Source organism: Streptomyces sp. NPDC048734 (assembly GCF_043198675.1).
Lineage (GTDB): Bacteria > Actinomycetota > Actinomycetes > Streptomycetales > Streptomycetaceae > Streptomyces.
In genome coordinates this window covers 135,326-159,845 of the sequence record NZ_JBICUZ010000015.1, presented here as the reverse complement: position 1 = coordinate 159,845, position 24,520 = coordinate 135,326, and the positions used below count along the sequence as shown (strand labels likewise).

At 72.6% G+C, this 24,520-nt stretch carries 23 protein-coding genes; 9 read left to right on the top strand and 14 right to left on the bottom strand.

From position 1 onward, the window contains the following. Nucleotides 1-57 precede the first annotated feature (57 nt). The 3 genes from chpE to ACGFQC_RS30360 all read right to left on the bottom strand — a co-directional run bounded on the left by chpE (nt 58) and on the right by ACGFQC_RS30360 (nt 2,312). Nucleotides 58-303 (bottom strand): chaplin ChpE, encoded by a 246-nt coding sequence (chpE, locus tag ACGFQC_RS30370; RefSeq protein ID WP_363091061.1) that lies wholly within the window; start codon nt 301-303, stop codon nt 58-60. A 205-nt stretch (nt 304-508) separates the two neighbouring features. Further along, nucleotides 509-1,150 carry a response regulator transcription factor gene (locus tag ACGFQC_RS30365; RefSeq protein ID WP_363091062.1) on the bottom strand — a complete coding sequence of 214 codons (642 nt, stop codon included), beginning with the start codon at nt 1,148-1,150 and terminating at the stop codon, nt 509-511. After that, nucleotides 1,143-2,312 carry a GAF domain-containing sensor histidine kinase gene (locus ACGFQC_RS30360; RefSeq protein ID WP_363091063.1) on the bottom strand — a complete coding sequence of 390 codons (1,170 nt, stop codon included), beginning with the start codon at nt 2,310-2,312 and terminating at the stop codon, nt 1,143-1,145. The genes ACGFQC_RS30365 and ACGFQC_RS30360 overlap by 8 nt, the downstream gene beginning before the upstream one ends. Before the next feature lie 209 nt (nt 2,313-2,521). Here ACGFQC_RS30360 and ACGFQC_RS30355 point away from each other — a divergent pair, with 209 nt between their 5' ends. The 3 genes from ACGFQC_RS30355 (at nt 2,522) to ACGFQC_RS30345 (ending at nt 5,377) form a co-directional block, all read left to right on the top strand. After that, nucleotides 2,522-3,220, top strand: a complete 699-nt coding sequence (locus ACGFQC_RS30355; RefSeq protein WP_363091064.1) for an SDR family NAD(P)-dependent oxidoreductase — start codon at nt 2,522-2,524, stop codon at nt 3,218-3,220. Next, nucleotides 3,217-4,338 carry an S-adenosylmethionine:tRNA ribosyltransferase-isomerase gene (locus ACGFQC_RS30350; RefSeq protein ID WP_363091065.1) on the top strand — a complete coding sequence of 374 codons (1,122 nt, stop codon included), beginning with the start codon at nt 3,217-3,219 and terminating at the stop codon, nt 4,336-4,338. Before ACGFQC_RS30355 ends, ACGFQC_RS30350 begins: the two co-directional genes overlap by 4 nt. A 304-nt stretch (nt 4,339-4,642) precedes the next feature. Beyond that, complete coding sequence (locus ACGFQC_RS30345; protein WP_363091066.1) at nt 4,643-5,377, top strand: transglycosylase SLT domain-containing protein; 735 nt, start codon at nt 4,643-4,645, stop codon at nt 5,375-5,377. Between the two features lie 91 nt (nt 5,378-5,468). Here ACGFQC_RS30345 and ACGFQC_RS30340 read toward each other — a convergent pair whose 3' ends face one another. Next, nucleotides 5,469-7,994 carry an FHA domain-containing protein gene (locus ACGFQC_RS30340; protein ID WP_393288946.1) on the bottom strand — a complete coding sequence of 842 codons (2,526 nt, stop codon included), beginning with the start codon at nt 7,992-7,994 and terminating at the stop codon, nt 5,469-5,471. Nucleotides 7,995-8,251: 257 nt separating this feature from the next. Here ACGFQC_RS30340 and ACGFQC_RS30335 point away from each other — a divergent pair, with 257 nt between their 5' ends. After that, entirely contained in the window at nt 8,252-10,246 is a 1,995-nt protein-coding gene (locus ACGFQC_RS30335; RefSeq protein ID WP_363091068.1) for a streptophobe family protein, read from the top strand. 1 nt (nt 10,247) lies between these two features. Here the strand turns inward: ACGFQC_RS30335 and ACGFQC_RS30330 are convergent, their stop codons facing one another. Further along, nucleotides 10,248-10,589 (bottom strand): hypothetical protein, encoded by a 342-nt coding sequence (locus ACGFQC_RS30330; protein WP_363091069.1) that lies wholly within the window; start codon nt 10,587-10,589, stop codon nt 10,248-10,250. Nucleotides 10,590-10,771: 182 nt separating this feature from the next. Here ACGFQC_RS30330 and serB point away from each other — a divergent pair, with 182 nt between their 5' ends. Beyond that, a complete protein-coding gene (gene serB, locus ACGFQC_RS30325; protein ID WP_363091070.1) occupies nt 10,772-11,995 on the top strand; it encodes a phosphoserine phosphatase SerB in 1,224 nt (407 codons plus the stop codon). Nucleotides 11,996-12,057: 62 nt separating this feature from the next. Here serB and ACGFQC_RS30320 read toward each other — a convergent pair whose 3' ends face one another. From ACGFQC_RS30320 to ACGFQC_RS30305, 4 genes are all read right to left on the bottom strand, one after another. Continuing rightward, entirely contained in the window at nt 12,058-12,576 is a 519-nt protein-coding gene (locus tag ACGFQC_RS30320) for a histidine phosphatase family protein (protein ID WP_363091071.1), read from the bottom strand. Between the two features lie 106 nt (nt 12,577-12,682). Beyond that, nucleotides 12,683-12,892, bottom strand: a complete 210-nt coding sequence (locus tag ACGFQC_RS30315; RefSeq protein WP_363091072.1) for a hypothetical protein — start codon at nt 12,890-12,892, stop codon at nt 12,683-12,685. Between the two features lie 173 nt (nt 12,893-13,065). Continuing rightward, nucleotides 13,066-13,182 carry an SGM_5486 family transporter-associated protein gene (locus tag ACGFQC_RS30310; protein ID WP_363091073.1) on the bottom strand — a complete coding sequence of 39 codons (117 nt, stop codon included), beginning with the start codon at nt 13,180-13,182 and terminating at the stop codon, nt 13,066-13,068. A gap of 115 nt (nt 13,183-13,297) precedes the next feature. Further along, nucleotides 13,298-14,620 carry a CynX/NimT family MFS transporter gene (locus ACGFQC_RS30305; protein WP_393288942.1) on the bottom strand — a complete coding sequence of 441 codons (1,323 nt, stop codon included), beginning with the start codon at nt 14,618-14,620 and terminating at the stop codon, nt 13,298-13,300. A gap of 70 nt (nt 14,621-14,690) precedes the next feature. Here ACGFQC_RS30305 and ACGFQC_RS30300 point away from each other — a divergent pair, with 70 nt between their 5' ends. Further along, nucleotides 14,691-15,380, top strand: coding sequence for a FadR/GntR family transcriptional regulator (locus tag ACGFQC_RS30300; protein ID WP_363091075.1), 690 nt, complete (start codon nt 14,691-14,693; stop codon nt 15,378-15,380). Here the strand turns inward: ACGFQC_RS30300 and ACGFQC_RS30295 are convergent. From ACGFQC_RS30295 to fabG, 3 genes are all read right to left on the bottom strand, one after another. Continuing rightward, a complete protein-coding gene (locus ACGFQC_RS30295) occupies nt 15,361-15,717 on the bottom strand; it encodes a hypothetical protein (protein WP_363091076.1) in 357 nt (118 codons plus the stop codon). The genes ACGFQC_RS30300 and ACGFQC_RS30295 overlap by 20 nt on opposite strands. Nucleotides 15,718-15,880: 163 nt before the next feature. Further along, nucleotides 15,881-16,648, bottom strand: a complete 768-nt coding sequence (fabI, locus tag ACGFQC_RS30290; protein WP_363091077.1) for an enoyl-ACP reductase FabI — start codon at nt 16,646-16,648, stop codon at nt 15,881-15,883. A gap of 5 nt (nt 16,649-16,653) precedes the next feature. Then, entirely contained in the window at nt 16,654-17,358 is a 705-nt protein-coding gene (gene fabG, locus ACGFQC_RS30285) for a 3-oxoacyl-[acyl-carrier-protein] reductase (RefSeq protein WP_363091078.1), read from the bottom strand. Nucleotides 17,359-17,601: 243 nt separating this feature from the next. Between fabG and ACGFQC_RS30280 the strand changes: the two genes are divergently transcribed. The 3 genes from ACGFQC_RS30280 (at nt 17,602) to tyrS (ending at nt 21,926) form a co-directional block, all read left to right on the top strand. Next, nucleotides 17,602-19,125, top strand: a complete 1,524-nt coding sequence (locus ACGFQC_RS30280; protein WP_363091079.1) for a TldD/PmbA family protein — start codon at nt 17,602-17,604, stop codon at nt 19,123-19,125. 82 nt (nt 19,126-19,207) lie between these two features. Further along, nucleotides 19,208-20,602, top strand: a complete 1,395-nt coding sequence (locus ACGFQC_RS30275) for a metallopeptidase TldD-related protein (protein ID WP_363091080.1) — start codon at nt 19,208-19,210, stop codon at nt 20,600-20,602. Nucleotides 20,603-20,657: 55 nt separating this feature from the next. After that, the gene (tyrS, locus tag ACGFQC_RS30270) at nt 20,658-21,926 is read left to right on the top strand and encodes a tyrosine--tRNA ligase (protein ID WP_363091081.1); all 1,269 of its coding nucleotides are present in this window, start codon (nt 20,658-20,660) and stop codon (nt 21,924-21,926) included. A gap of 163 nt (nt 21,927-22,089) precedes the next feature. On the opposite strand, the gene ACGFQC_RS30265 is transcribed toward tyrS, so the two are convergent. Then, nucleotides 22,090-23,469, bottom strand: coding sequence for an 8-oxoguanine deaminase (locus ACGFQC_RS30265; RefSeq protein ID WP_363091556.1), 1,380 nt, complete (start codon nt 23,467-23,469; stop codon nt 22,090-22,092). Nucleotides 23,470-23,615: 146 nt separating this feature from the next. Further along, nucleotides 23,616-24,518, bottom strand: coding sequence for a factor-independent urate hydroxylase (gene pucL, locus ACGFQC_RS30260; protein WP_363091555.1), 903 nt, complete (start codon nt 24,516-24,518; stop codon nt 23,616-23,618). Nucleotides 24,519-24,520: the final 2 nt, after the last annotated feature.

Below are 24,520 nucleotides of genomic sequence, written 5' to 3'. Positions count from 1 at the left end.
CCGGAGTGGGGACGGGAGAGGCCGGGAGGGACTCGGCGGTCCTCGGTGGCTGGTGCCTCAGTGGTTGAGACCCAGGTTGCCGAAGGCGGGGTTGAGTACGCCGATGGCGTTGACGCTGTTGCCGACGGCGTTGACCGGGATGTGCACCGGGGCCTGGACGACGTTGCCCGAGACGACGCCCGGCGAGTGCTCGGCCACGCCGTCGGCCGACGCGCCGCCGGTGGCCGACGCCATCCCGGCGCCCGCGGCCACCAGTCCCCCGGCGACCATCGTCACGGCCGCGGCCTTCTTCAGGTTCTTCACTTCCGCCCCCTCCTGGTGACGGCCGCGGTGATCACCGCGGCACGCACTGGAGAACGTCGGAGACCGGCGGAGGATGCGCCGTCCGGGGGACATTCCCACGACGGTATGAATCTCGGACCGGAGGAGGCGCGTCCGGACGGGCGCCCCGCCGTGCCGCCGGTCGCACGCCGGGTGCCCTGCCGCCGGTCGCGCGCCGGGGCGTGTGTCAGCCCGCCACGCCGTTGCGTACGGCCCACAGGGCGGCCTGGGTGCGGTCGGCGAGATCGAGCTTCATCAGGATGTTCGAGACGTGGGTCTTGACGGTCTTCTCGGACAGCACGAGGGCTCGGGCGATCTCCCGGTTGGAGCGGCCGTCCGCTATCAGACCGAGGACCTCACGCTCCCGCTCGGTGAGCGAACCGCCCCTCCCCTGGACCGAGTTGGCCTCCTCCTGGGAGAGCAGGGCGTCGGCGACCTCGGGCTGGAGCAGGATGTGGCCGGCGTGGACCGAGCGGATGGCGCCGGCCAGTGCGTCGGGGTCCACGTCCTTGTAGACGTACCCGGCGGCGCCCGCGCGCAGGGCGGGAACCACCGTGCGCTGCTCGGTGAAGCTGGTGACGACGAGGACGCGCGCGGGGTTGGCCAGCTCCCTGAGTCTGCGGAGGGCCTCCACGCCGCCCATGCCCGGCATCTTGACGTCCATCAGGACGACGTCGGGCCTGAGCTCCTCGGCGCGGGCGACTCCCTCGGCACCGTCGGACGCCTCCCCGACGACCTCGATGTCGTCCTGGACCTCCAGGAAGGTCCGCAGGCCCCGGCGGACGACCTGGTGGTCGTCGACGAGCAGCACCTTGATTGCGTCAGCCACCGGGAGCCTCCATCTCGATCGTGGTGCCCTTGCCGGGCGCGGATTGCACCGTCAGGCTGCCGCCGACCCCGCCGGCCCGGTCCCGCATGGAGACCAGGCCGAGGTGGCGGCCGGCCCTGCGGACCGCCGTGGGGTCGAATCCGCTGCCGTCGTCCACGACGCGCAGGACCGTGTCCGGGCCGCGTTTGTGGAGGTTCACCTCGACGTGCTCGGCGCCCGAGTGGCGCAGCGCGTTGTGCAGGGCCTCCTGGGCGACGCGCAGGAAGGCCTCCTCCTGGGCGGCGGGCAGGGCCCGGACGCCGTGGGCGGTGAAGGTCACGCGCGCGGAGTGGGCGCGGTCCAGGACCTGGACATGGGTACGGAGGGTGGCCACCAGGCCGTCCTCGTCGAGGGCGGCGGGGCGCAACTCGACTACGGCGGCCCGCAGTTCGTCGGTGGCCTCGGCGGCGAGGGCGGCGACCTGCTGGAGTTCGCCCTTGGCTCGGGCGGGGTCGCGGTCGACGAGGGTGGTGGCGGCCTGGGCGGTCAGGCGCAGGGAGAAGAGCTTCTGGCTCACCGCGTCGTGCAGTTCGTGGGCGAGCCGGGAGCGCTCCTCGGCGATGGTGAGTTCGCGGCTGCGCTCGTACAGGCGGGCGTTGGTGAGGGCGATCGCGGCGTGCTGGGCGAGGATCGCGAGCAGTTCCTCGTCGTCCTCGGTGAAGCCGCAGCCGCCGACGGGCTCGGAGCGCGGCGGGTTCACCCCGTCGGGGCACAGCTTGTTCGCGAGGAACAGGGCGCCGATGACCTCGTCGCCGTCGCGGATGGGCAGGCCCAGGAAGTCGGACATCTCCGGGTGGGCGGACGGCCAGCCCTCGAAGCGCGGGTCCTTGCGCACGTCGGCGAGGCGCTCGGCCCTGGCCTCGTGCAGCATCGCCGCCAGGATGCCGTGCTGCCGGGGCAGCGGGCCGATGGCCTTCCACCGTTCCTCGTCGATCCCGTCGACGACGAACTGGGCGAAGCCCCCGTGGTCGTCGGGCACGCCGAGCGCGGCGTACTGCGCGTCGAGCAGCTCGCGCGCCGAGGCGACGATCGTCTTGAGGACGTCGCGCACCTCGAGGTGTCTGCTCATGGCCAGCAGCGCGGAACTGACCGCGGCGAGGCCGGACCGGGGGCCTTGACTCATGCCCTTCACGGTACCGGCGGGGTGCGACGGCGGGATCGGGCCCGTGACGCAGCGGGGTGGGCCGCAGGACCTAGGTCCGAGGTCCCCGGTGCGGGGGCGTACGTCGAAGGGCCCCGGTGGGCCCCGTCCGGCGTCCGAGGCGGCCGGAGGGGGCGCGTTCCTACGGTGAGGGCACCGCCGAGTGGCGGGTCGACGAGGGGACGGTTGTCATGCCGGTTGCGATCATCACGGGCGCCTCGAAGGGACTGGGCCGGGCGCTCGCCGAGGCCCTGGCCGCCCGGGGCTGGGACCTGGTGCTGGACGCCAGGACGACCGGGGTGCTGAAGGAGACGGCCGCCGTGCTCGCGGAGCACGGGACCAGGGTGGAGGCGCTCGCCGGGGACGTGACCGATCCCGCGCACCGGCGCGCGCTGGTGGCGGCCGCCCGGCGGCTCGGTGGGTGCCGGCTGCTGGTGAACAACGCGAGCGCGCTGGGCGCGGAGCCGCTGGTACGGCTGGCGGAGCTGCCCCTGGAGGGACTGCGGCGGGCCCTGGAGGTGAACGTGGTGGCCGCGCTGGGGCTGGTCCAGGAGGCGCTGCCGCTGCTCCGCGCGGCGCCGGACGGCGTGGTGATCACGGTCAGTTCGGATGCGGCGGCCGAGGCCTACCCGACGTGGGGCGGGTACGGGGCGTCGAAGGCGGCCCTCGACCGGCTCGCGGCGGTGCTCGGCGAGGAGGAGCCGGAGCTGCGGGTGTGGGCGGTGGACCCCGGGGACATGGCGACGGACCTGTACGCGGCGGCCGTACCGCAGGACGACGGGGCGCGGCCGGAGCCGGACGGTGTGGTGCCGGCCTTTCTGCGGTTGCTGGACGAGCGGCCGCCGAGCGGGCGCTACGGGGCACCGGCCCTGCTGGAGGGACGGCGATGACGCTGGGCATGGGGGTCCCCCCGCTCGAGCGCGGCCGGGGGTGGGGGAGCGTGCCGCCGGAGTTGTCGGCGCGGGTTCCTGCCGAGCAGCGCGGGCCCGGCCGCGACCGGGACTCCGTACGGCTGCTGGTGTCGAGGGGGAGCGAGCCGGCGCACCACGTGTTCCGGGAGCTGCCGGGGCTGCTGCGGGCCGGGGATCTGCTCGTGGTGAACACCTCGCCGACGCTGGCCGCCGCCGTGGACGGGCGGATCGGGCACGCGCACGTGGTGGTGCACTTCTCCACGCGCGGGGACGACGGGCGGTGGGCGGTCGAGCTGCGGGAGCCCGACGGGCGGGGCACCACGCGCCCGCGTGCGGGAGGACCGGCCGGGACGGAGGTGCGGCTGCCCTTCGGGGTGCGGCTGGTGCTGGAGGAGCCGCTGGGCGGGCCCGGGGGGCGGTTGTGGTGGGCGCGGGTGACCGCGGGGGCGGTGCCGGGGCTGATGCGGGAGCACGGGCGGCCCATCCGGTACTCCTACACGGACCGGGATCAGCCGCTGTCGGCGTACCAGACGGTGTTCGCACTGCCGTCGGCCGACGGGGCGGGCAGCGCGGAGATGCCGAGTGCGGCACGTCCTTTCACGGCACGGCTGGTGACGGAGCTGGTCAGCCGGGGGGTGCAGTTCGCGCCGGTCAGGCTGCACACCGGGGTGGCGTCGGCGGAGGCGCACGAGCCGCCGTATCCGGAGCGGTTCGCGGTGCCCGCGGGGTCGGCCCGGCTGATCAACGCGGCGAGGGCGGGAGCCGGCCGGGTCGTCGCGGTGGGGACGACCGCCGTCCGGGCGGTGGAGTCGGCGGTGGGGGCCGACGGAACCGTACGCGCGCGTGCGGGATGGACGGATCTCGTCGTCACCCCCGAGCGCGGGGTGCGGGTGGTGGACGGGCTGCTGACCGGGCTGCACGAGCCGGAGGCTTCGCATCTGCTCATGCTGGAGGCGGTGGCCGGGCGGGCCGCGATCGACCGGGGTTACGAGGAGGCGCTGCGGGGTTCCTACCTGTGGCACGAGTTCGGGGACCTGCATCTCCTGCTGCCCGCGGAAGTCGCTCACGGAAAACGCACTTCTCGTGACATATGGTGACGAAACCTCACCATTCCTGTGAGCCCGCACATAGGGCGCACGTCACCTACTAAAGGAGATAGAAGCCAAAAGGGCCCTTTCGAGCGGGGCGGATGGCCAGATTTGCCCCGTTTCACACACCCCTGATCCACTACCTGGGATAGTACGTCACACCTTTGCCCAGGCATTTTTCGGCCGCTAACAATGGCTCCCGTCGCTCAGCGCCGCGGTTTTCCGATCCGCGGCGCTCGTGCCGAAAAGCACCCGCTGTCCGTCGTCGGACGAAGTGAGCGACCTCCGCGCTATTCGAAGAGGTCCTTCCGCCATGCCCAAGAACACTCACAAGATCGCGATGGCCGGTGTCGCCACGCTCGGCGCCGCCGCCGTCGCTTTCACCGTGGTTCCGGCCGACGGTCAGACGACCACGACGGACGCCCTCCCCTCGTCCCGTGTGGCCTACAGCTCCGAGCAGGTGCGCGACGTCAAGGCCAGCGTGACCGACCAGCTGGCCGGCACGAGCCTGAAGGTCGAGGCCATCGAGGCCAGGAAGAAGGCCGTCGCCGACGCGGCGGCCGCGAAGAAGGCCGCCACCACCGCCGCGGCGCAGAAGAAGGCGGCCGCCGCTGCCGCCGCGAAGAAGGCCGCGGCGAGGAAGGCCGCCGCCGCGCGCGAGGCCAAGGCCGCCGCGAGCCGGTCCGCCCAGCGTCCCGTGGTCAGGCAGGTCGCCGTCAAGAGCTATCCGAACAACCTCGACGGCTGGATCCGCGAGGCTCTCGGCATCATGAAGAAGAAGGGCATCCCGGGCTCCTACCACGGGCTGCACAAGAACATCATGCGCGAGTCCTCGGGCAACCCGAAGGCCATCAACGACTGGGACATCAACGCCATCAACGGCATCCCGTCGAAGGGTCTGCTCCAGGTGATCCCGCCGACCTTCAAGGCGTACCACGTCCCGGGCACGTCCTGGAACATCTACGACCCGGTCGCCAACATCACCGCCGCCGCCAACTACGCGGCCGACCGGTACGGCACGATCGACAACGTCAACAGCGCGTACTGAGCGTCCCAGGGCCTGCCCCCCTCAACGCGCCGAAGGGCGGCACCCTCCCTGACCGGGGTGCCGCCCTTCGGCGCCGTACGACGTCTGCCGCCTACTTGCGCATGACCTCGGGCTCGTGGCGGCGCAGGAAGCGGGCCACGAAGAAGCCGCAGATCACGCCGAGGACGATCAGGGCGGCCATGTCCAGGCTCCAGGCGCCGATGGTGTGCTCCCACAGCGGGTCGTTGTCGGCACCCTTCTCGGGCGGGCTGATCTTGTTGAAGTCCAGCGTCGCGCCCGCGGCGGCGACCGCCCAGCGCGACGGCATCAGGTACGAGACCTGGTTGGCGCCGATCGAGCCGTTCAGGGCGAACAGGCAGCCCGTGAACACGACCTGGACGATGGCGAACATGACCAGCAGCGGCATGGTCTTCTCGGCCGTCTTCACCAGCGAGGAGATGACCAGGCCGAACATCATCGAGGTGAAGCCCAGCCCCATGATCGGCAGGGAGAGCTCCAGCAGCGGGGCACCGCCGAAGATCAGTCCCTCCTCCGGGATCTCGCGGCTGGCGAAGCCGATGACGCCGACCAGCAGGCCCTGGAACACGGTGATCAGACCGAGCACGAACACCTTGGACATCAGGTAGGCCGAGCGGGACAGGCCGGTGGCGCGCTCCCGCTCGTAGATCACCCGTTCCTTGATCAGCTCACGGACGGAGTTCGCCGCGCCCGAGAAGCAGGCACCGACGGCGAGGAGCAGCAGGACGGTGCTGGCCGTGCCGTTCGGGACGATCCGGCCGCTCTGCGGGTTGACCCCGTTGGGCAGCAGGCCCCTGTCCGGGTCGATGAGCAGGCTCACCGCGCCGATCACGGCCGGCAGGATCACCATCAGGCCCAGGAAGCCCTTGTCGGAGACGATGACCGACGTATAGCGGCGCACCAGGGTGACGAACTGGGACATCCAGCCCTGCGGCTTCGGCGGCCGCATCGCCTGCATCGGCGTCACCGACACGGACTGCGGCGCGATGGCGTCGATGTCCGCGGCGTACATCTGGTAGTGCTGCGAGCCCTTCCAGCGGCCCGCCCAGTCGTAGTCGCGGTAGTTCTCGAAGGCGGAGAAGACGTCGGCCCAGCTGTCGTAGCCGAAGAAGTTCAGCGCCTCCTCGGGCGGGCCGAAGTAGGCGACGCTGCCGCCGGGCGCCATCACGAGCAGCTTGTCGCAGATGGCGAGTTCGGCCACCGAGTGCGTGACCACGAGGACCGTACGGCCGTCGTCGGCGAGACCGCGCAGCAACTGCATGACGTCGCGGTCCATGCCCGGGTCGAGGCCCGAGGTCGGCTCGTCGAGGAAGATCAGCGACGGCTTGGTCAGCAGCTCCAGGGCGACCGACACGCGCTTGCGCTGGCCGCCGGAGAGGGAGGTGACCTTCTTGTCCTTGTGGATGTCCAGCTTCAGCTCGCGCAGCACCTCGTCGATGCGGGCGTCGCGCTCGGCGGCGGTGGTGTCGGCCGGGAAGCGGAGCTTGGCCGCGTACTTGAGGGCCTTCTTGACGGTCAGTTCCTTGTGCAGGATGTCGTCCTGCGGGACCAGGCCGATGCGCTGGCGCAGCTCGGCGAACTGCTTGTAGAGGTTGCGGTTGTCGTAGAGGACGTCGCCCTCGTTGGCGGGCCGGTAACCGGTGAGGGCCTTGAGCAGGGTGGACTTGCCGGAGCCGGACGGGCCGATGACCGCGATCAGCGACTTCTCCGGGACGCCGAAGGAGACGTCCTTCAGGATCTGCTTGCCGCCGTCGACCGTCACGGTCAGGTGGCGTGCGGAGAAGGAGACCTCACCGGTGTCGACGAACTCCTCGAGCCGGTCGCCGACGATCCGGAACGTCGAGTGGCCGACACCCACGACGTCGGTGGGGCCGAGCAGTTGCGAGCCGCCCTTGGCGATCGGCTGGCCGTTGACGTACGTGCCGTTGTGCGAGCCGAGGTCGCGGATCTCCATGCGCCCGTCGGGCGTCGAGTGGAACTCGGCGTGGTTGCGCGAGACCTGGAGGTCGGACACGACCAGGTCGTTCTCCAGGGCACGGCCGATGCGCATGACGCGGCCGAGGGAGAACTGGTGGAACGTGGTCGGGCTGCGGTCGCCGTGGACCGGCGGCGCCCCCGCGCCGACGCCGGGGCCCTGTTGCGGCACGACCGGCCCGCCGGCCTTCTGCGGCGGCTCCCATCCGGGCTGCGGCACCTGCTGCTGGGGCACCTGCGCCGGCACCTGCTGCTGGGGCGGAGCCGGCTGGGCCCAGCCGGGGTTCACGGCCTGCGCGGCGTACGGCTGCTGCGGCTGCGCGACCGCCGCCTGCGCGGCGGAGAGGTTCAGGCGCGGTCCGTCGGTGGCGTTGCCCAGGTGGACGGCCGAGCCGGGCCCGATGTCCACCTGCTGGACGCGCCGGCCCTGGACGAACGTCCCGTTGGTGCTGCCGTGGTCCTCCAGTGTCCAGCCGCGGCCGTTGAAGCTGACCGTGGCGTGACGCCAGGAGACCCTGGCGTCGTCGAGGACGACGTCCCCCTGCGGATCCCGTCCGAGGGTGTATGACCTGGACGGATCGAGCGTCCAGGTGCGTCCGTTCAATTCCAGTACGAGTTCCGGCACTCCATGCCCCACTGAGTAGTCCCCCGAGTTACCCCCGTCACAGGGAGTCTAGGGATGGCGAACATCGTCGGGAACTATTTCAGGCGCGGCCCCCTGACCGAAAGTCGGGCCTTGCGAAGAGGGGCGAACGGGCTCACGCGGTCCCGTCGTCCGTTTCCGTTGACGGGGTGGAAACCCGGCCGGAGAGTGGTAAACGCACGCGAGGGGGACGGAAGCGGTGATCTTCGCCGTTCCGCACCGCGGATCGGGGGGTCTGCATGAGCACCGGCACGAGCGGCGAGCACGGCGGGAGCGCGGCGTACGACGAGGGGGTGCCGTGGCTGGACGTGCTGCTGTCCGCGATCGCCGCGGTGAGCTGGGCGTTGATCGGGATGGCGGGGACGGCGGCGCTCGGCCTGCATCTGCTGGGGGCGGACGCCGCGGGTTCACTGGGGCCGATGACGGCGGCGGTCGTGGCGCTGGGCGCCGGCGGTTCCGTGACGCCGTCGGGCGATGTGTCCGCGTTCGGTCTGACGGGCGCGGAGGCGAACACCGCCATCGAGATCACGCCACTGGGCGTGAGCCTGGTCGGGGCGGTGCTCCTGTCCTGGTTCTTCCTGCGGTCCCTGCGCGCGGCCGAAGCCGTGGTCGCACCGGCCGAACTCCTGGCGCGCGCGGGCACGGTGGTCGCGCTGTTCGTCGTCACGCTGGGCGGGCCGGCCTGGGCCGGGCACGACGTCGTCACCGTCGACGGCGGGGCGCTGGGGCCGGCCGACCTGCCCGGCGGCGGGGGTGGCGTCGAGGTCCCCGGGCTGGGCGACCTCGGGGACCTCGGCGGGCTGCTGCCCGACCGGCTGGGGGATCTCGTCGACGCGCGGGCCGCGGTCGGCTTCACCGTCGACACGTCCGCGACGCTGCTCGGCGGACTGCTCTGGTCGGCCGCGGTGCTGCTGATCGCCCTGCTGGCCTCACGTCGTACGCCGCTGCCGCCCGGCTGGGGCACCGTGCACCGGGCGGTGCGGCCCGCGGTGTCCGCCCTCGTCACGGTGCTGCTGGTCGCGGTGGCCGCCGGGGTCGCGGGGGCGGCGTACGCGGCGGTCGGTGACGACCACCCGGAGCGGATCGCGGGGGCGGCGCTGCTCGGGGCGCCCAACGGGGTGTGGTTCGGGGTGGACGTCGGTCTGCTCGTGCCGTGGGACGGCCGGGCGAACGGGGTTCTGACGCGTGTGCTGCCCGATCCGCTCGACGACTTGCTGGGCACCGGCACCGAGGGGTCGGTGACGCTGGGCCGGCTGGCCGAACTGGACGGGCGGGTGTGGCTGTTGGGGGTCGCGGCGGCGGTGATGATGCTGCTGGCGGGGGTGTTGACGGCGGTGCGGAGCCCGGTGGGCCGGGCTGGGGCGGCCACCGCGGCCGGGGCGGCCGGCGGTTCCGGGGCAGGCGGCGGTTCCGGGGCGGCACGGGGTGCGGGTGGCACCGGGTTCGTGGGGTGGTGCGCGGTGCGGTTGGGGGTGGTGACCGCGGTGGCGCTGCCGCTGCTCGCCCGGCTGGTGGACGTGTCCGTCGACGCCTCCCTGTCCGTGCTCGGGTTCGACACCTTCGGCGCCGGCGTGGAACTGCACGGCCACCTCGGCACGGCCGTACTGCTCGGAGGCGCGTGGGGGGTCGGCGCCGGGGCGGCCGGGGCGCTCCTCGCCCGGGCGGCCGGGGCGGCGGGGACACGGGCGGCGGCGCCGTCACACGACTACGCGGCAGCGGGCGCCGGTGAGCGGGCAGGAGGTACCGGTGGGCGGGCGGCGCCCGCGCCGCGCGACATCGCGGCGGGGTACGGGGGCGAGGGCGAGGGCGGACGAGCGGAGCCGGTGTCCGGGCGGGTCGGGCCGCCTCCGCGCGGGCACGGGCACGGCCCGGAGCGGACGGCCGAGGGGCCCGGGATCTCCCGGGAGGCGGCCGGCCGCTCCGGGCCGTACGTGCCGGGTGTGCCGTACCGGCCGCCGAACCCCGCGACCAACCCGTATCTGCGGCTGCCGGAGGGGGCCGGGGAACCGGAGGACTCCCGGCCCGGGCACGAGCGGCCCGGACCCGATCTGCCCGGGCACGAGCTGTACGACGCGCCGACGATGGTGGGCCCCGTGGAACCCCCCGCCCGACCGCCCCGGCGCCCGGCAGGATCCCCGCGCTCCCGGGAGCGGTCGCCGGAAGCCGACGGTCCCGTGCCGCCGCCCCCGCCACCCCCTCCCCCGCCGCCGGGCGGGCCGGGCAACGGCCGGTGAGTCACGCCCCGGGGAGGTCGACGCAGAAGAGGACGGCCAGTGCGACGCCCCCGGCCACGGGCCCCAGCAGCGCGAACCGGGCGGAGCGGGCGAGACGGTCGATGCCGGGCGCGAAGTACAGGGGCGTCAGTACGACCGCGGCGATACCGACCTGGAGCAGGACGACCTCCGTCCAGGGCACCGCCGCTGTCGGCGGCTGCGCCCAGGCCAGGGAGAAAACGGCCAGGAGAACGACGGGGCCGAACACGATCAGCGCCGTACAGCTCCAGAAGAACAGGGCGAGGGCGAGGCAGACGGGCGAGTCGCCGATGTCGCGGGGCACGACGTTCCGTTCCACGTTCACGGAGACAGCCTGCGGCCGGTGACCGGTCGGCGGCATGAGTGCCGGTACTCATCCGGGGACCCGCCGGCCGCTCGGCACCGTTCCTCCAGGTGATCGCCACGCGAACGACACCCACTGTTCCGTGTCCGCCAGACGGACCTGGGCGGCGGAAGGCACGGGGTGCCGGATACGGTGGAGACACCATGAGCGCTTCGCAGACCTCGCCGACCTGGTCCTCCGACGTCCCCACCCTCCTTGTCAAGATCTTCGGCAAGGACAGGCCGGGCATCACGGCCGGCCTCTTCGACACCCTTGCCGCCTACTCCGTCGACGTGGTCGACATCGAGCAGGTCGTCACCCGTGGCCGCATGGTGCTGTGCGCGCTCGTGACCGAGCCGCCGCACGGGCTGGAGGGTGATCTGCGGTCGACCGTCCACAGCTGGGCGGAATCGATGAAGATGCAGGCGGAGATCATCTCCGGCCTCGGTGACAACCGGCCGCGCGGCCTCGGACGGTCGCTGGTCACCGTGCTCGGGCATCCGCTCACCGCACAGGCCACAGCCTCCGTCGCCGCCAGGATCACCAAGGTCGGCGGCAACATCGACCGTATCTTCCGGCTGGCCAAGTACCCGGTCACCGCCGTCGAGTTCGCCGTCTCCGGAGTGGCGACCGAACCGCTGCGCACCGCGCTGGTCACCGACGCGGCGGCACTCGGTGTCGACGTCGCCGTCGTGGCCGCGGGTCTGCACCGGCGCGCCCAGCGGCTGGTCGTCATGGACGTCGACTCCACACTGATCCAGGACGAGGTGATCGAACTCTTCGCGGCGCACGCCGGCTGTGAGGACGAGGTCGCCGGGGTGACGGCGGCGGCGATGCGGGGCGAGCTGGACTTCGAGCAGTCGCTGCACGCCCGGGTGGCGCTGCTGGCGGGGCTGGACGCCTCGGTCGTGGAGAAGGTGCGCGCCGACGTGCGGCTGACGCCGGGCGCGCGCACGCTGATCCGGACCCTGAAGCGGCTGGGCTACCAGGTGGGTGTCGTCTCCGGCGGCTTCACCCAGGTCACCGACGACCTCAAGGAACGGCTGGGTCTGGACTTCGCCCAGGCCAACACCCTGGAGATCGTCGACGGGAAGCTGACCGGTCGGGTCACCGGGGAGATCGTGGACCGCGCGGGCAAGGCGCGGCTGCTGCGCCGGTTCGCCGCGGAGGCGGGCGTACCGCTGTCGCAGACGGTGGCGATCGGTGACGGCGCCAACGATCTGGACATGCTGAACGCGGCCGGTCTCGGGGTCGCCTTCAATGCCAAGCCCGTGGTACGGGAGGCCGCGCACACGGCGGTGAACGTGCCCTTCCTGGACACCGTCCTGTACCTGCTGGGCGTCACCCGGGAAGAGGTCGAGGCGGCGGACACGCACGACGAGGGGTAGCGGCCGAGGAGCCGGCCGCGGGGCCCGGCGTGCCGCCGGGCCTCACGTGTGCCGCGCCGGTGTCACTCGGACGGCGCCCAGTAGTCGACGAGGGTGGCCACACCCGGCTCCAGGGACTTCCAGGAGCCGTCGAAGGACATGACGGCGAAAGCGGCGGCGGGGAAGCCGCGGCGGGTCATCCGCTCGCGTGCGTCGCCCTCGGCGGCGCCGGAGAGGATGTCCGCGAGCCCTTGGACGCCCGGGTTGTGGCCGACCAGGAGGACGTTGTGCACGTCGTCCGGGGTTTCGTTGAGCAGGGCGATCAGCTCGCCCGGGGAGGCCTCGTAGATCCGCTCCTCGTATACCGTCCTGGGCCGGTGCGGGAACTCGTGCACGGCGAGCTTCCACGTCTCGCGGGTGCGGGTCGCGGTGGAGCACAGGGTCAGGTCGACGGGGATGCCGGTGTCGGTCAGCCTGCGTCCGGCGACGGCCGCGTCCAGGCGGCCCCGTTCAGCGAGCGGTCGCTCGTGGTCGGTCACCTGTGGCCAGTCGGCTTTCGCATGCCGGAAGAGGACGATCCTGCGGGGTTCTGCGACGCTCATGACTCCCAGCTTCGCATGAAACAGGCCACGGGGCGCAGGGAGTTGACATGCGCCTTCACCGGGGAGAGGGGCGTGGGATGTGTGCCCGGGGCGTGATCGCGGCGTCCTATCGCCCGACGAGCTGCCGTACGCGGTCGACGAGGTGGGTGATCACCGGGTCGCCGGATGCCGCCTGGGCGTCGGACGGGTTCAGTATCAGCGCGAGGAGGGCCACGAAGGCCAGGGTCGGCAGGGCCAGGGCCCACCAGGGCAGCCGGGTGCCGACGCCGCTGCCCTGGGCGACCGGGTGGGTCCGGGTGTGCGTGGGGGCCGACATGGGTGCCTCCGCTGGTCTTCGAGGGGTTCCGGCCGCGTCGCGCGGCCACGTCTCGAAGGTACGGACCCGGCGGCCGGCGTCCCATCCGGTGATCCACCCACTTGACCCTGACCCTCACCCCCTAGGGGGCAGGGGGGTTAACCCCACCCTCGCTCCGCCGGGGCGGGGTCCCGTCAGGGTGAGGCGATGGTGGCGATGATCCCGATGATCACAAAAATGAGGAGGAACGAGCCGAAGACGATCAGCATCTTCTTCTGGCCGTTCTTGGGGTTCGGGTCGAGCACTGGCATGCGCCCAGTCTCGCACCCGGCGCACCGGACGGTCCCCGCGGGGTCGGCGGGCGGGGGGAAGGCGGACGGAGAGCGCGCGGGGACGGCGGGCACGCGGGGACGGAGAGCGGCGGCGTCAGCGGGCGGCCTCGTCCTCCACCGTGCGGTCACGGCCGGCCAGGACGCCCACCGCCATCTGCGGGACCATCAGCGCCGCCATCAGCGCCAGGGGCAGGCCCCAGCCGCCGCTGTGCTGGTAGAGCACGCCGACCAGCAGCGGGCCGGGGATGGACAGCAGGTATCCGGCGCTCTGCGCGAAGGCGGACAACTGGGCCACTCCCCCACCGGTCCTGGCCCGCATCCCGACCATGGTGAGGGCCAGCGGGAAGGCGCAGTTGGAGGCACCGAGCAGCAGGGCCCAGGCCCAGGCGCCGGCGGCGGGCGCGACGTGCAGACCGGCGTACCCGGCGAGGCCGCACAGGCCGAGCGCGACGGCGATCGGGCCCTGGTGCGGCAGCCGGGTCGCCAGGCGCGGGATGACGAAGGCGAGCGGCACCCCCATGACCATGGTGACGGCCAGGAGCAGTCCGGCCGTGCCCGCGGGTACGCCCGCGTCGCGGAAGATCTGCGGCATCCAGCCCATGGTGATGTACGCGGCCGTGGCCTGGAGCCCGAAGAAGACGGCGAGCGCCCAGGCGGTACGGCTGCGGGTGATGCGCGGCACGGGGCCCTCCTCCGCGCGCGCGGAGGACTGCGCGGCGGGCCTCGCCCCGCGCTCCCGGGCCAGCGGGAGCCACGGCAGTACGGCGGCTACCGCCAGGCCGGCCCACACCGCCAGCCCGGACTGCCAGCCGCCGCCGAGCGCGTCGGTCATGGGCACGGTGACCGCGGCGGCGGCCGAGGTGCCGAGGGCGAGGGCCATCGAGTACAGACCGGTCATGGAGCCGACCCGGTCGGGGAACCAGCGCTTGACGATGACCGGCATGAGGACGTTGCTGACGGCGATGCCCATCAGGGCGAGGGCGCTGGCGGCGAGGAAGCCTGCCGTACCGCCCGCGTACGGCCGTATCAGCAGGCCCGCGGTGATGGCGGCCATGCCCGCGCAGACCACCGCGCCGGCGCCGAAGCGGCGGGCGAGGCGGGGCGCCGTGACGCCGAAGACGGCGAAGCAGAGCGGGGGTACGGAGGTGAGGAGGCCGGCCACGCCGGCGCTCATGCCGAGGCCGTCGCGGACCTCTTCGAGGAGGGCGCCGAGGCTGGTGATGGCGGGGCGCAGGTTGAGCGCGGCCAGCACCACGCCCACGACGACCAGGCGGGCCGTCCACGCGCGCGGGGCGGACGGCGGGGGCACCGGGCGGTGGCCGGTCGCGGGGGCCGCGTCGCGCGTGCTCGTGGTTCCGCGCGTGCTCGTGGTTCCGCGCGTGCTCGTGGTTCCCTTGCTCGCCATGCCGCCCATCATAGAATCATGGGATGATTCATCGCCCATTCCCGGGGGCCCGGCCCCGGCCCCGCCCGTGCGAAGGTGTGCCATGCCCCTGAGCCATCCCCGCCGCTCGGCGCTGTCCGAGCAGGTCATCGCCGCGCTGCGCGCCCAGATCACCTCGGGGGAGTGGCCGGTGGGCTCGCGCATCCCGACGGAGCCCGAGCTGGTCGGACAGCTGGGCGTCGCGCGCAACACCGTCCGCGAGGCCGTCCGCGCGCTCGCGCACAACGGGCTGCTGGACATCCGCCAGGGCTCGGGCACCTACGTGGTGGCGACCAGCGAGCTGGCGGGCGTGATGCACCGCCGCTTCGCGGACGCCGACCCGCGGCACATCGCGGAACTGCGCGCCACCCTGGAGTCGGGCGCGGCGCGGCTGGCCGCCGAGCGGCGCACGGAGAAGGACCTGGGGCAGCTGGACACCCTGCTGCTGCGCCGCGAGGAGGCGTGGGAGTCGGGCGACGCCGAGGCCTTCGTGACGGCGGACGCGACGTTCCACCTGGCGGTGGTGGCCGCCTCCCACAACGACGCGATGACGGCCGTGTACGCCGACCTGGGCGAGGTCCTGCGGGACTGGCTGCGCGAGGACGTCGGCGGGGAACTGACGCCACAGACGCGCATGGACCACACCCGGCTGGTCGACGCGATCCGCGCGGGGGACGCGGAGACGGCCGCCGTCGAGGCCGCGAGCTATCCCCTCCTGTGCCGGCCCGGACGGTTCACACCCGCTGGTGGCTGACCCAGACCGCCCCGACCTCCTTCCAGCAGCGCCCGGTCAGCCGTACCGTCACGGCCGGTCCGACGTCGGCGGGGGCACCGTCCGTGTCGAGGTCCCACCAGCGCGCGCACTCGATGTGCAGGCGCACCCGGTCGACGGCGGCGTAGGGGTTGTGGCAGTAGGTGGTCACCTGGGACCCGTCGACGGTGGTCCGGCACTCCGCACCGAACAGGTCCCCGGGTGCGGCGGCGGTGGCGGGCCGTGCCGCCACGCGCGCGTGGGGCAGCGCGTCGTGCGGCAGCGACAGGACGAGGCAGACGGCGACGGTCACTGGGGCCACGCTGAGGAACAGGCGCACAAGGGAACCTCCTCGGCCGGGCTGGGGAGGGAAGCGCCTGGTGAAGGCGCACTTCAGACTGCCTCGTGCGGGTGCTCCGGCGCCCGGCCTGGTACGCCGAACGGGTGACGCCCCGCCCTCCCGCGCGAGGCGGGCGGCGGGGCGTCGGGGACGTGCCGGTGGATCAGGCGCCGATGGCGTGCAGGCCGCCGTCCACGTGGATGATCTCGCCGGTGGTCTTCGGGAACCAGTCGCTCAGCAGGGCGACGATGCCGCGGCCGGCCGGCTCGGGGTCCTTCAGGTCCCACTCCAGCGGGGAGCGGGTGTCCCACACGGCGGCCAGGTCGCTGAAGCCGGGGATGGACTTGGCGGCCATGGAGCCGAGCGGGCCGGCGGAGATGAGGTTGCAGCGGATGTTCTGCTTGCCCAGGTCGCGGGCGATGTAGCGGCTGGTGGCCTCCAGCGCGGCCTTGGCCGGGCCCATCCAGTCGTACTGCGGCCAGGCGTACTGCGCGTCGAAGGTGAGGCCGACGACGGAGCCGCCGTTCTGCATCAGCGGCAGGCAGGCCATGGTCAGCGACTTCAGGGAGTACGCCGAGACGTGCATGGCCGTGGCGACGGACTCGAAGGGCGTGTTCAGGAAGTTGCCGCCGAGGGCGTCCTGCGGGGCGAATCCGATGGAGTGCACGACGCCGTCCAGGCCGCCCAGCTCCTCGCCGACGATGTCGGCCAGCCGGCCCAGGTGCTCGTCGTTGGTCACGTCCAGCTCGATGACCTTGGTGGGCTTGGGCAGCTTCCTGGCGATGCGCTCGGTCAGGGTGGGCCGCGGGAACGCGGTGAGGATGATCTCCGCGCCCTGTTCCTGGGCCAGCTTGGCGGCGTGGAAGGCGATGGAGGACTCCATCAGCACACCGGAGATCAGGACGCGCTTGCCCTCGAGAATTCCGCTCATGGTGATCAGTGACCCATTCCCAGTCCGCCGTCTACGGGGATGACGGCTCCAGTGATGTACGAGGCGTCGTCCGAGGCGAGGAACCGCACCGTCGCGGCGATCTCGTCGGGCTGCGCGTACCGGCCGAGCGGCACCTGCGAGACGATGCCTGCGCGCTGCTCGTCGGTCAGCGCCTGCGTCATGTCGGTGTCGACGAAGCCGGGGGCGACGACGTTGAAGGTGATGTTGCGCGAGCCCAGCTCACGGGCGAGGGACCGCGCGAAGCCGACCAGGCCGGCCTTGGAGGCGGCGTAGTTCGCCTGCCCCGCCGAGCCGAGCAGGCCGACGACGGAGGAGATCAGGACGACACGGCCCTTCTTGGCCCGCAGCATGGCGCGGTTGGCGCGCTTGACGACCCGGAAGGTGCCGGTGAGGTTGGTGTCGACGACCGAGGTGAAGTCCTCCTCGGACATGCGCATCAGGAGCTGGTCCTTGGTGACACCGGCGTTGGCGACCAGGACCTCGACGGGCCCGTGCGCTTCCTCGATCTCCTTGTAGGCCTGCTCCACCTGCTCGGTGTCGGTGATGTCGCACTTGACGGCCAGGAAGCCGGCGGGCGGCTCCCCCGACCGGTACGTGATCGCGACCTTGTCGCCGGCATCGGCGAACGCGCGGGCGATGGCGAGGCCGATGCCCCGGTTACCTCCGGTGACGAGAACCGAGCGGCTCAACGGATCACCCTTTCCGTAGGGGTCTTAACACACCGCCCGGGACCTGACCGGCAGGCGGCTTCCCTCGAAACCTATCGGTACGCCGAGGCCCGGGGACATTCGGGCACCGACAGGCGGTCACGGGACTGACTGTGGGGTTTCTACAGAAAGTTGCCGGAGCGGGCCGGAAAGCTGTGGTCCGGGGGTCCGTTCGCGCGACATGATCGGAGCCAGCACAGGCGACGACCACAGGGAGATACCCAGGTGCCTCACAGCATCGACGAAAGTTTCACGGCACTGCCGTTGCGGGCCCTCGCGGACGCCGCCCTGGCACGCGCGCGTGCGCTCGGCGCGGACCACGCGGACTTCCGGTTCGAGCGGGTGCGCAGCGCGTCCTGGCGGCTGCGGGACGCCCGGCCCTCCGGGTCGTCGGACACCACCGACCTCGGGTACGCGGTGCGGGTGGTGCACGGCGGGACGTGGGGGTTCGCCTCCGGGGTGGACCTGACGATGGACGCCGCCGCCAAGGTCGCCTCGCAGGCGGTGGCGATGGCGAAGCTGTCCGCGCAGGTGATCAGGGCCGCCGGGTCCGACGAGAGGGTGGAGCTGGCCGACGAGCCGGTGCACGCCGAGAAGTCGTGGGTCTCGTCGTACGAGATCGATCCGTTCACGGTGCCCGACGAGGAGAAGGCGGCGCTGCTCGCGGACTGGAGCGCCCGGCTGCTGGCGGCCGACGGGATCAACCACGTCGACGCCTCGCTGCTCACCGTCCACGAGAACAAGTTCTACGCCGACACCGCGGGAACGGTGACCACCCAGCAGCGGGTACGACTGCACCCGGCGCTGACGGCGGTGTCGGTCGACGAGTCCAGCGGCGAGTTCGACTCGATGCGGACCGTCGCGCCGCCGGTCGGGCGCGGCTGGGAGTACCTGACGGGCACCGGCTGGGACTGGGACGGGGAACTGGAGCGGATCCCGGAACTGCTCGCCGAGAAGATGCGGGCGCCGAGCGTGGAGCCGGGGCTGTACGACCTGGTGGTCGACCCGTCCAACCTGTGGCTGACCATCCACGAGTCCATCGGGCACGCCACCGAGCTGGACCGGGCCCTCGGCTACGAGGCCGCCTACGCCGGCACCTCCTTCGCCACCTTCGACCGGCTCGGCACGCTGCGCTACGGCTCGGACCTGATGAACGTCACCGGCGACCGCACCGCCGAGCACGGCCTGGCGACCGTCGGCTTCGACGACGAGGGCGTCGAGGCGCAGTCCTGGGACCTGGTCAAGGACGGCACGCTCGTCGGCTACCAGCTGGACCGGCGCATCGCGAAGCTGACCGGCTTCGAGCGCTCCAACGGGTGCGCGTTCGCCGACTCCCCCGCGCACGTGCCGGTGCAGCGCATGGCCAACGTGTCGTTGCGGCCGGATCCGGCGGGCATGTCCACCGAGGACCTGATCGGAAGCGTGGACCGCGGGATCTACGTCGTCGGGGACCGGTCCTGGTCGATCGACATGCAGCGCTACAACTTCCAGTTCACCGGGCAGCGGTTCTTCCGGATCGAGAACGGGCGGATCACCGGGCAGTTGCGGGACGTGGCCTACCAGGCGACGACCACCGACTTCTGGGGCTCCATGGCGGCCGTCGGCGGCCCGCAGACGTACGTCCTGGGCGGCGCCTTCAACTGCGGCAAGGCCCAGCCGGGCCAGGTCGCGGCCGTGTCGCACGGCTGCCCGTCCGCCCTGTTCAAGGGCGTCAACATCCTCAACACGACGCAGGAGGCCGGCCGATGAGCGCCAGGGCAGGGACCGGCCGGGGGTCCGGGGGTCGCCCCCCGGGAAAGCACAGTCTCAACACGACGCAGGAGGCCGGCCGATGAGCGCCCGTACCGACAAGCCGCACGAGGTCGTGGAGCGCGCGCTGGAGCTGTCGCGGGCCGACGGCTGCGTCGTGATCGCCGACGAGCGGTCGACCGCCAACCTGCGCTGGGCGGGCAACGCGCTGACCACGAACGGTGTCACGCGCGGGCGCACGCTCACCGTGATCGCGACCGTCGACGGCAAGGAGGGCACCGCCGCCGGGGTCGTCTCGCGGTCCGCGGTGACCGCCGACGAGCTGGAGCCGCTGGTGCGGGCCGCCGAGGCCGCCGCGCGCGGTGCGGCGCCCGCCGAGGACGCGCAGCCGCTGGTGACGGGCGGGGCGCCGTCCCCCGAGTTCACCGAGGCGCCCGTCGAGACCTCGTCCGCGGTGTTCGCCGACTTCGCGCCGGCCCTGGGTGAGGCGTTCGCACGCGCGCGTGCGGGCGGCCGTGAGTTGTACGGCTTCGCCAACCACGAGCTGGTGTCGACCTACCTGGGCACGTCGACGGGCCTGCGGCTGCGGCACGACCAGCCCAACGGGACGCTGGAGCTGAACGCCAAGTCACCGGACCGTACGCGCTCGGCGTGGGCGGGCCGCTCGACGCGGGACTTCAAGGACGTCGACCCGGCGGCGCTCGACGCCGAGCTGGCCGTACGGCTGGGCTGGGCCGAGCGGCGGATCGACCTGCCCGCGGGGCGGTACGAGACGCTGCTGCCGCCGACCGCGGTCGCGGACCTGATGATCTACCAGCTGTGGTCGGCCTCGGGCCGGGACGCGGCCGAGGGGCGGACGGTGTTCTCCAAGCCGGGCGGTGGCACCCGGCTCGGCGAGCGGCTGACCGGGCTGCCGCTGACCCTGCGCAGCGACCCGGACGAGCCGGGCCTGGAGTCGGCGCCGTTCGTCGTCGCGCACTCCTCGGGCGGCGACCAGTCGGTGTTCGACAACGGCCTGCCGATCCGGGCCACCGAGTGGATCAGCGGCGGTGAGCTGAAGCAGCTCACGACCAGCCGGCACGGCGCGGCCCTGACCGGCCTGCCGGTGGCTCCCGGAGCCGACAACCTCATCCTGGACGGCGGCGGCGACCGGTCGCTGGAGGGCATGGTCGCGAGCACCACGCGCGGGCTGCTGCTGACCTGCCTGTGGTACATCCGCGAGGTGGACCCGGCGACCCTGCTGCTGACCGGGCTGACCCGGGACGGCGTCTATCTCGTCGAGGACGGCGAGGTCGTGGGCGAGGTCACCAACTTCCGCTTCAACGAGTCCCCCGTCGACGTGCTGGGCCGGGCCACCGAGGCCGGGCGCACGGAGAAGACGCTGCCCAGGGAGTGGAGCGACTGGTTCACCAGGTCCGCCATGCCCGCGCTGCGGGTGCCGGACTTCAATATGAGCTCCGTCAGCCAGGGCGTATAACCTCGTAGCCGGTGGTCGCCGGACCACCCGAGATCATCAAGGAGACACGAGAACCGTGACGGACATCGTCGACGAGCTGAAGTGGCGGGGGCTGTTCTCCCTGTCCACCGACGAGGACGCTTTGCGCAAGGCGCTCGCGGACGGTCCCGTCACGTTCTATTGCGGCTTCGACCCGACCGCGCCGTCCCTGCACGTCGGACACCTGGTGCAGGTGCTCACCGTGCGCCGGCTCCAGCAGGCCGGGCACCGGCCGCTGGCGCTGGTCGGCGGCGCCACGGGGCTGATCGGCGACCCCCGCCCGACGGCGGAGCGCACGCTGAACGACCCGGAGACGGTCGCCGGCTGGGTCGGCAGGCTGCGTTCCCAGATCGAGCCGTTCCTCTCGTTCGAGGGGGAGAACGCGGCCGTGATGGTCAACAACCTCGACTGGACGGCCGGTCTGTCCGCGATCGAGTTCCTGCGGGACATCGGCAAGCACTTCCGCGTCAACAAGATGCTGACGAAGGACTCCGTGGCCCGCCGGCTGGAGTCCGACCAGGGCATCAGCTACACCGAGTTCAGCTACCAGCTCCTCCAGGGCATGGACTTCCTCCAGCTCTACCGGCGCTACGGCTGCACGCTCCAGCAGGGCGGCAGCGACCAGTGGGGCAACCTGACGGCCGGCCTGGACCTGATCCACCGGCTGGAGCCGGACGCCTCCGTGCACGCGCTGGCGACGCCGCTGATGACCAAGGCGGACGGCACCAAGTTCGGCAAGACCGAGGGCGGCGCCGTCTGGCTCGACCCGGAGATGACGACGCCGTACGCGTTCTACCAGTTCTGGCTGAACGTGGACGACCGGGACGTCTCGACGTACTCGCGCATCCTGTCCTTCCGCTCCCGCGAGGAGCTGGAGGAGCTGGAGCGGCAGACCGAGGAGCGGCCTCAGGCACGGGCCGCGCAGCGGGCACTGGCCGAGGAGCTGACGACGCTGGTGCACGGCGCCGACCAGACGGCCGCCGTGATGGCCGCGTCCCGGGCGCTGTTCGGGCAGGGCGAGCTGGTGGACCTCGACGAGCGGACGCTGGCCGCGGCCCTGTCCGAGGTGCCGCACATCCGGGTCGCCGAGCCGGCGCCGGTCGTCGACCTGTTCGCCGAGGTCGGCCTGGTGGCGAGCAAGTCCGCGGCCCGACGGACGGTGAAGGAGGGCGGGGCCTACGTGAACAACGTCAAGGTCACCGCCGAGGACGCCGTCCCGGCGGCGGAGGATCTGCTGCACGGACGGTGGCTGGTGCTGCGGCGCGGCAAGAAGAACCTGGCCGCCGTCGAGGTGACGGGGGCGTAGCGGCGCAGAGCACCACCGGGGCGGGGGGGGGGGGGGGGGGGGGGGGGGGGGGGGGGGGGGGGGGGGGCGGGCCCGCCGCCCCCCCCCCCCCCCCCCGCCGTGGTCCCCGCGGGTCCGGGGCCACCGGCCGGAAGCCGTCCCTCACGGCCGGAGTCCCGGCGGGTCAGCCCCGGGCGGCGATCCGGGCCAGCCGCCGGGCCTCCTCACGCGTGGCGCGGGCGATCGCGTCCTCGTCGGCGGTGAGCAGCCGGCCGTCCTCGACGATCTGACGGCCGTTCACGAAGGAGGCGGTGACCGGGGCCGCAGCGCCGAGGACGAGCGCGGTCACCGGGTCGGCGATGGAGGCGTGCGCGAGGGTGTCCATCCGCCACAGCACCAGGTCGGCGAGCTTGCCCGGCTCCAGCGAGCCGATCTGGCTCGCCCGGCCGAGGACCCGGGCGCCGCCGAAGGTGCCGAGGCGCAGCGCCTGGCGGGCGTTCAGGGCGGCCTCGCGGTGGGCGCCGAGGCGGTTGATCAGGAGGGCGTTGCGCAGCTCGGTGTGGAGTTCGCCGGACTCGTTGGACGCCGTGCCGTCGACGCCGAGGCCGACCGGGACGCCGGCCGCGAGCATGTCCGGCACCCGCGCGATCCCGGCGGCCAGGCGGGCGTTGGAGGACGGGCAGTGCGCGACACCGGTCCTGGTGCGGGCGAAGGCGTCGATGTCGGAGTCGTTCATGTGGACGCAGTGCGCCATCCACACGTCCTCGCCGAGCCACCCGGTGGACTCGAAGTAGTCGGTGGGACCCATGCCGAACAGTTCGTGGCAGAACTTCTCCTCCTCGACCGTCTCGGAGCCGTGGGTGTGCAGTCGCACACCGAGCCGTCGTGCCAGCTCGGCTCCCTGGCGCAGGAGTTCGGTGGAGACGGAGAAGGGGGAGCAGGGGGCGACAGCGACCTGGGTCATGGCATCGAAGGAGGCGTCGTGGTGGCGCCGTACGGTCTCCTCGGTGGCGGCGAGCGCACCGTCCAGGGTCTCGACGGCGAAGTCCGGGGGCAGGCCGCCGTCCTTCTCGCCGCGGTCCATGGAACCGCGGGCGAGGGTGAAGCGCACCCCCATGTCGCGGGCGGCGCCGATGATCGCGCCGGACAGGTCGCCGGAGCCGTGCGGGAAGACGTAGTGGTGGTCCATGGCGGTGGTGACACCGCCGCGGGCCATCATCGCGAGGGAGCCCTGGGCGGCGGCGCGGACCATCGGCTCGTCGACGCGGGCCCAGGTGGGGTAGAGCGCGACCAGCCAGTCGAACAGGTTGTGGTCCGTGGCCAGGCCCCGGGTGATCCACTGGTAGAAGTGGTGGTGGGTGTTGACCAGGCCGGGAGTGACCAGGTGCCCGGTGGCGTCGATGCGGCGGGCGACGTCCTCCAGGCCTTCCGGGGCCGGGCCCGCGCCGACGCTCTCGATGCGGTTGCCCGCGATGACGACGTGCCCGTCCGCGTACTCGGTGTCGTGGGCGTCGACGGTCGCGATCGCGCAGTTCTCGATGACGGTGCGCCGGTCCGCTGCCATGGTTCGTCCTTTGCGGTGGGAGGGGGAGGGCACGGCAGGACCCCGGGAGGTTCGAGTGCCGTGGCCGGGGGCGGAACGGAGGGGACACGGTGACGCTTCCCCGCCGGTGACCGCTTCCCCGGCCGCGGGTGCCGCGGTGGAAGGTGTCAGAGGGTGGTGAGGTCCGCCGGGATGCGGGCCTCGCAGCCGTCCCGCAGGACGGTCGCCTCGATGAGGCCGTAGGGCCGGTCGGCGGCGAGGTAGACGGCCCCGTCGGCGGTGTCGTTCTTGAGCCCGAACGGCTCCAGGTCCACGAGGAAGTGGTGCTTGTTCGGGAGGGAGAAGCGGACCTCGTCGATCTCGTCGCGGTGCTCGATGATCCGCGCACCCATCTGGTAGAGCGTCTGCTGGAGCGAGCGGGAGTAGGTCTCGGCGAACGCCTGGAGCAGGTGCTTCCTCGTCTGCTCGTAGGACTCCTCCCAGTCCGGCGTCTCCCTTTCGTCGTCGGTCCAGTTGAACCGCCAGCGGGCGGACACCTCGGTGGCGAGGACGCGGTCGCCGGTCTCGGGGAGCGTCGTGTACTCGTCCTTGACGTAGCCCCGGAACTCGGAGTCGGTGGAGTTCATGACCACCAGGTCCTTCAGGCCGGAGACGACCTCCCAGGACGAACCGTCGAAGGTTGTCTGGGTGAGGCGGGTCTCCTGGCCCTGGCGGACGAAGGAGTGCTTGCCGCCGGGCGTCCCGATCCGCGCCCAGGCGTACTCCTCGACGCGTATGCGGGCCCGGTGGATGGGCTCCTGCGAGGTGACGAAGTGGCGGGCGAGGCGGATGCCGAACTGCTCGGCGGACCCGATGCCGTGCTCCTTGGCGAACGCGTACACCGTGTTCTTCGTGGTGTCGGTCGGCAGCACGTGGGCGTTCGAGCCGGAGTAGTGGACCTCGTCCATGTCGCCGCTCAGCGACACCGAGACGTTGAGGTCCTTGATGTGGTGGGTGTCGCCGTCCCGCGTGATCCTGACGACTCGGTTCTCGGCCTTGCCGTACTGGTTCTGTCCCAGAATGGTGGGCATCT

Coding starts and splice junctions, on each gene's coding strand:
- pucL (WP_363091555.1), bottom strand. CDS start 24,518: ATGCCCACCATTCTGGGACAGAACCAGTACGGCAAGGCCGAGAACCGA.
- ACGFQC_RS30305 (WP_393288942.1), bottom strand. CDS start 14,620: ATGATGGGCGGCATGGCGAGCAAGGGAACCACGAGCACGCGCGGAACC.
- ACGFQC_RS30350 (WP_363091065.1), top strand. CDS start 3,217: ATGACGCTGGGCATGGGGGTCCCCCCGCTCGAGCGCGGCCGGGGGTGG.
- ACGFQC_RS30320 (WP_363091071.1), bottom strand. CDS start 12,576: ATGAGCGTCGCAGAACCCCGCAGGATCGTCCTCTTCCGGCATGCGAAA.
- ACGFQC_RS30335 (WP_363091068.1), top strand. CDS start 8,252: ATGAGCACCGGCACGAGCGGCGAGCACGGCGGGAGCGCGGCGTACGAC.
- ACGFQC_RS30360 (WP_363091063.1), bottom strand. CDS start 2,312: ATGAGTCAAGGCCCCCGGTCCGGCCTCGCCGCGGTCAGTTCCGCGCTG.
- ACGFQC_RS30275 (WP_363091080.1), top strand. CDS start 19,208: ATGAGCGCCCGTACCGACAAGCCGCACGAGGTCGTGGAGCGCGCGCTG.
- ACGFQC_RS30315 (WP_363091072.1), bottom strand. CDS start 12,892: ATGTCGGCCCCCACGCACACCCGGACCCACCCGGTCGCCCAGGGCAGC.
- fabI (WP_363091077.1), bottom strand. CDS start 16,648: ATGAGCGGAATTCTCGAGGGCAAGCGCGTCCTGATCTCCGGTGTGCTG.
- ACGFQC_RS30265 (WP_363091556.1), bottom strand. CDS start 23,469: ATGGCAGCGGACCGGCGCACCGTCATCGAGAACTGCGCGATCGCGACC.
- ACGFQC_RS30300 (WP_363091075.1), top strand. CDS start 14,691: ATGCCCCTGAGCCATCCCCGCCGCTCGGCGCTGTCCGAGCAGGTCATC.
- ACGFQC_RS30310 (WP_363091073.1), bottom strand. CDS start 13,182: ATGCCAGTGCTCGACCCGAACCCCAAGAACGGCCAGAAGAAGATGCTG.
- serB (WP_363091070.1), top strand. CDS start 10,772: ATGAGCGCTTCGCAGACCTCGCCGACCTGGTCCTCCGACGTCCCCACC.
- ACGFQC_RS30355 (WP_363091064.1), top strand. CDS start 2,522: ATGCCGGTTGCGATCATCACGGGCGCCTCGAAGGGACTGGGCCGGGCG.
- ACGFQC_RS30345 (WP_363091066.1), top strand. CDS start 4,643: ATGCCCAAGAACACTCACAAGATCGCGATGGCCGGTGTCGCCACGCTC.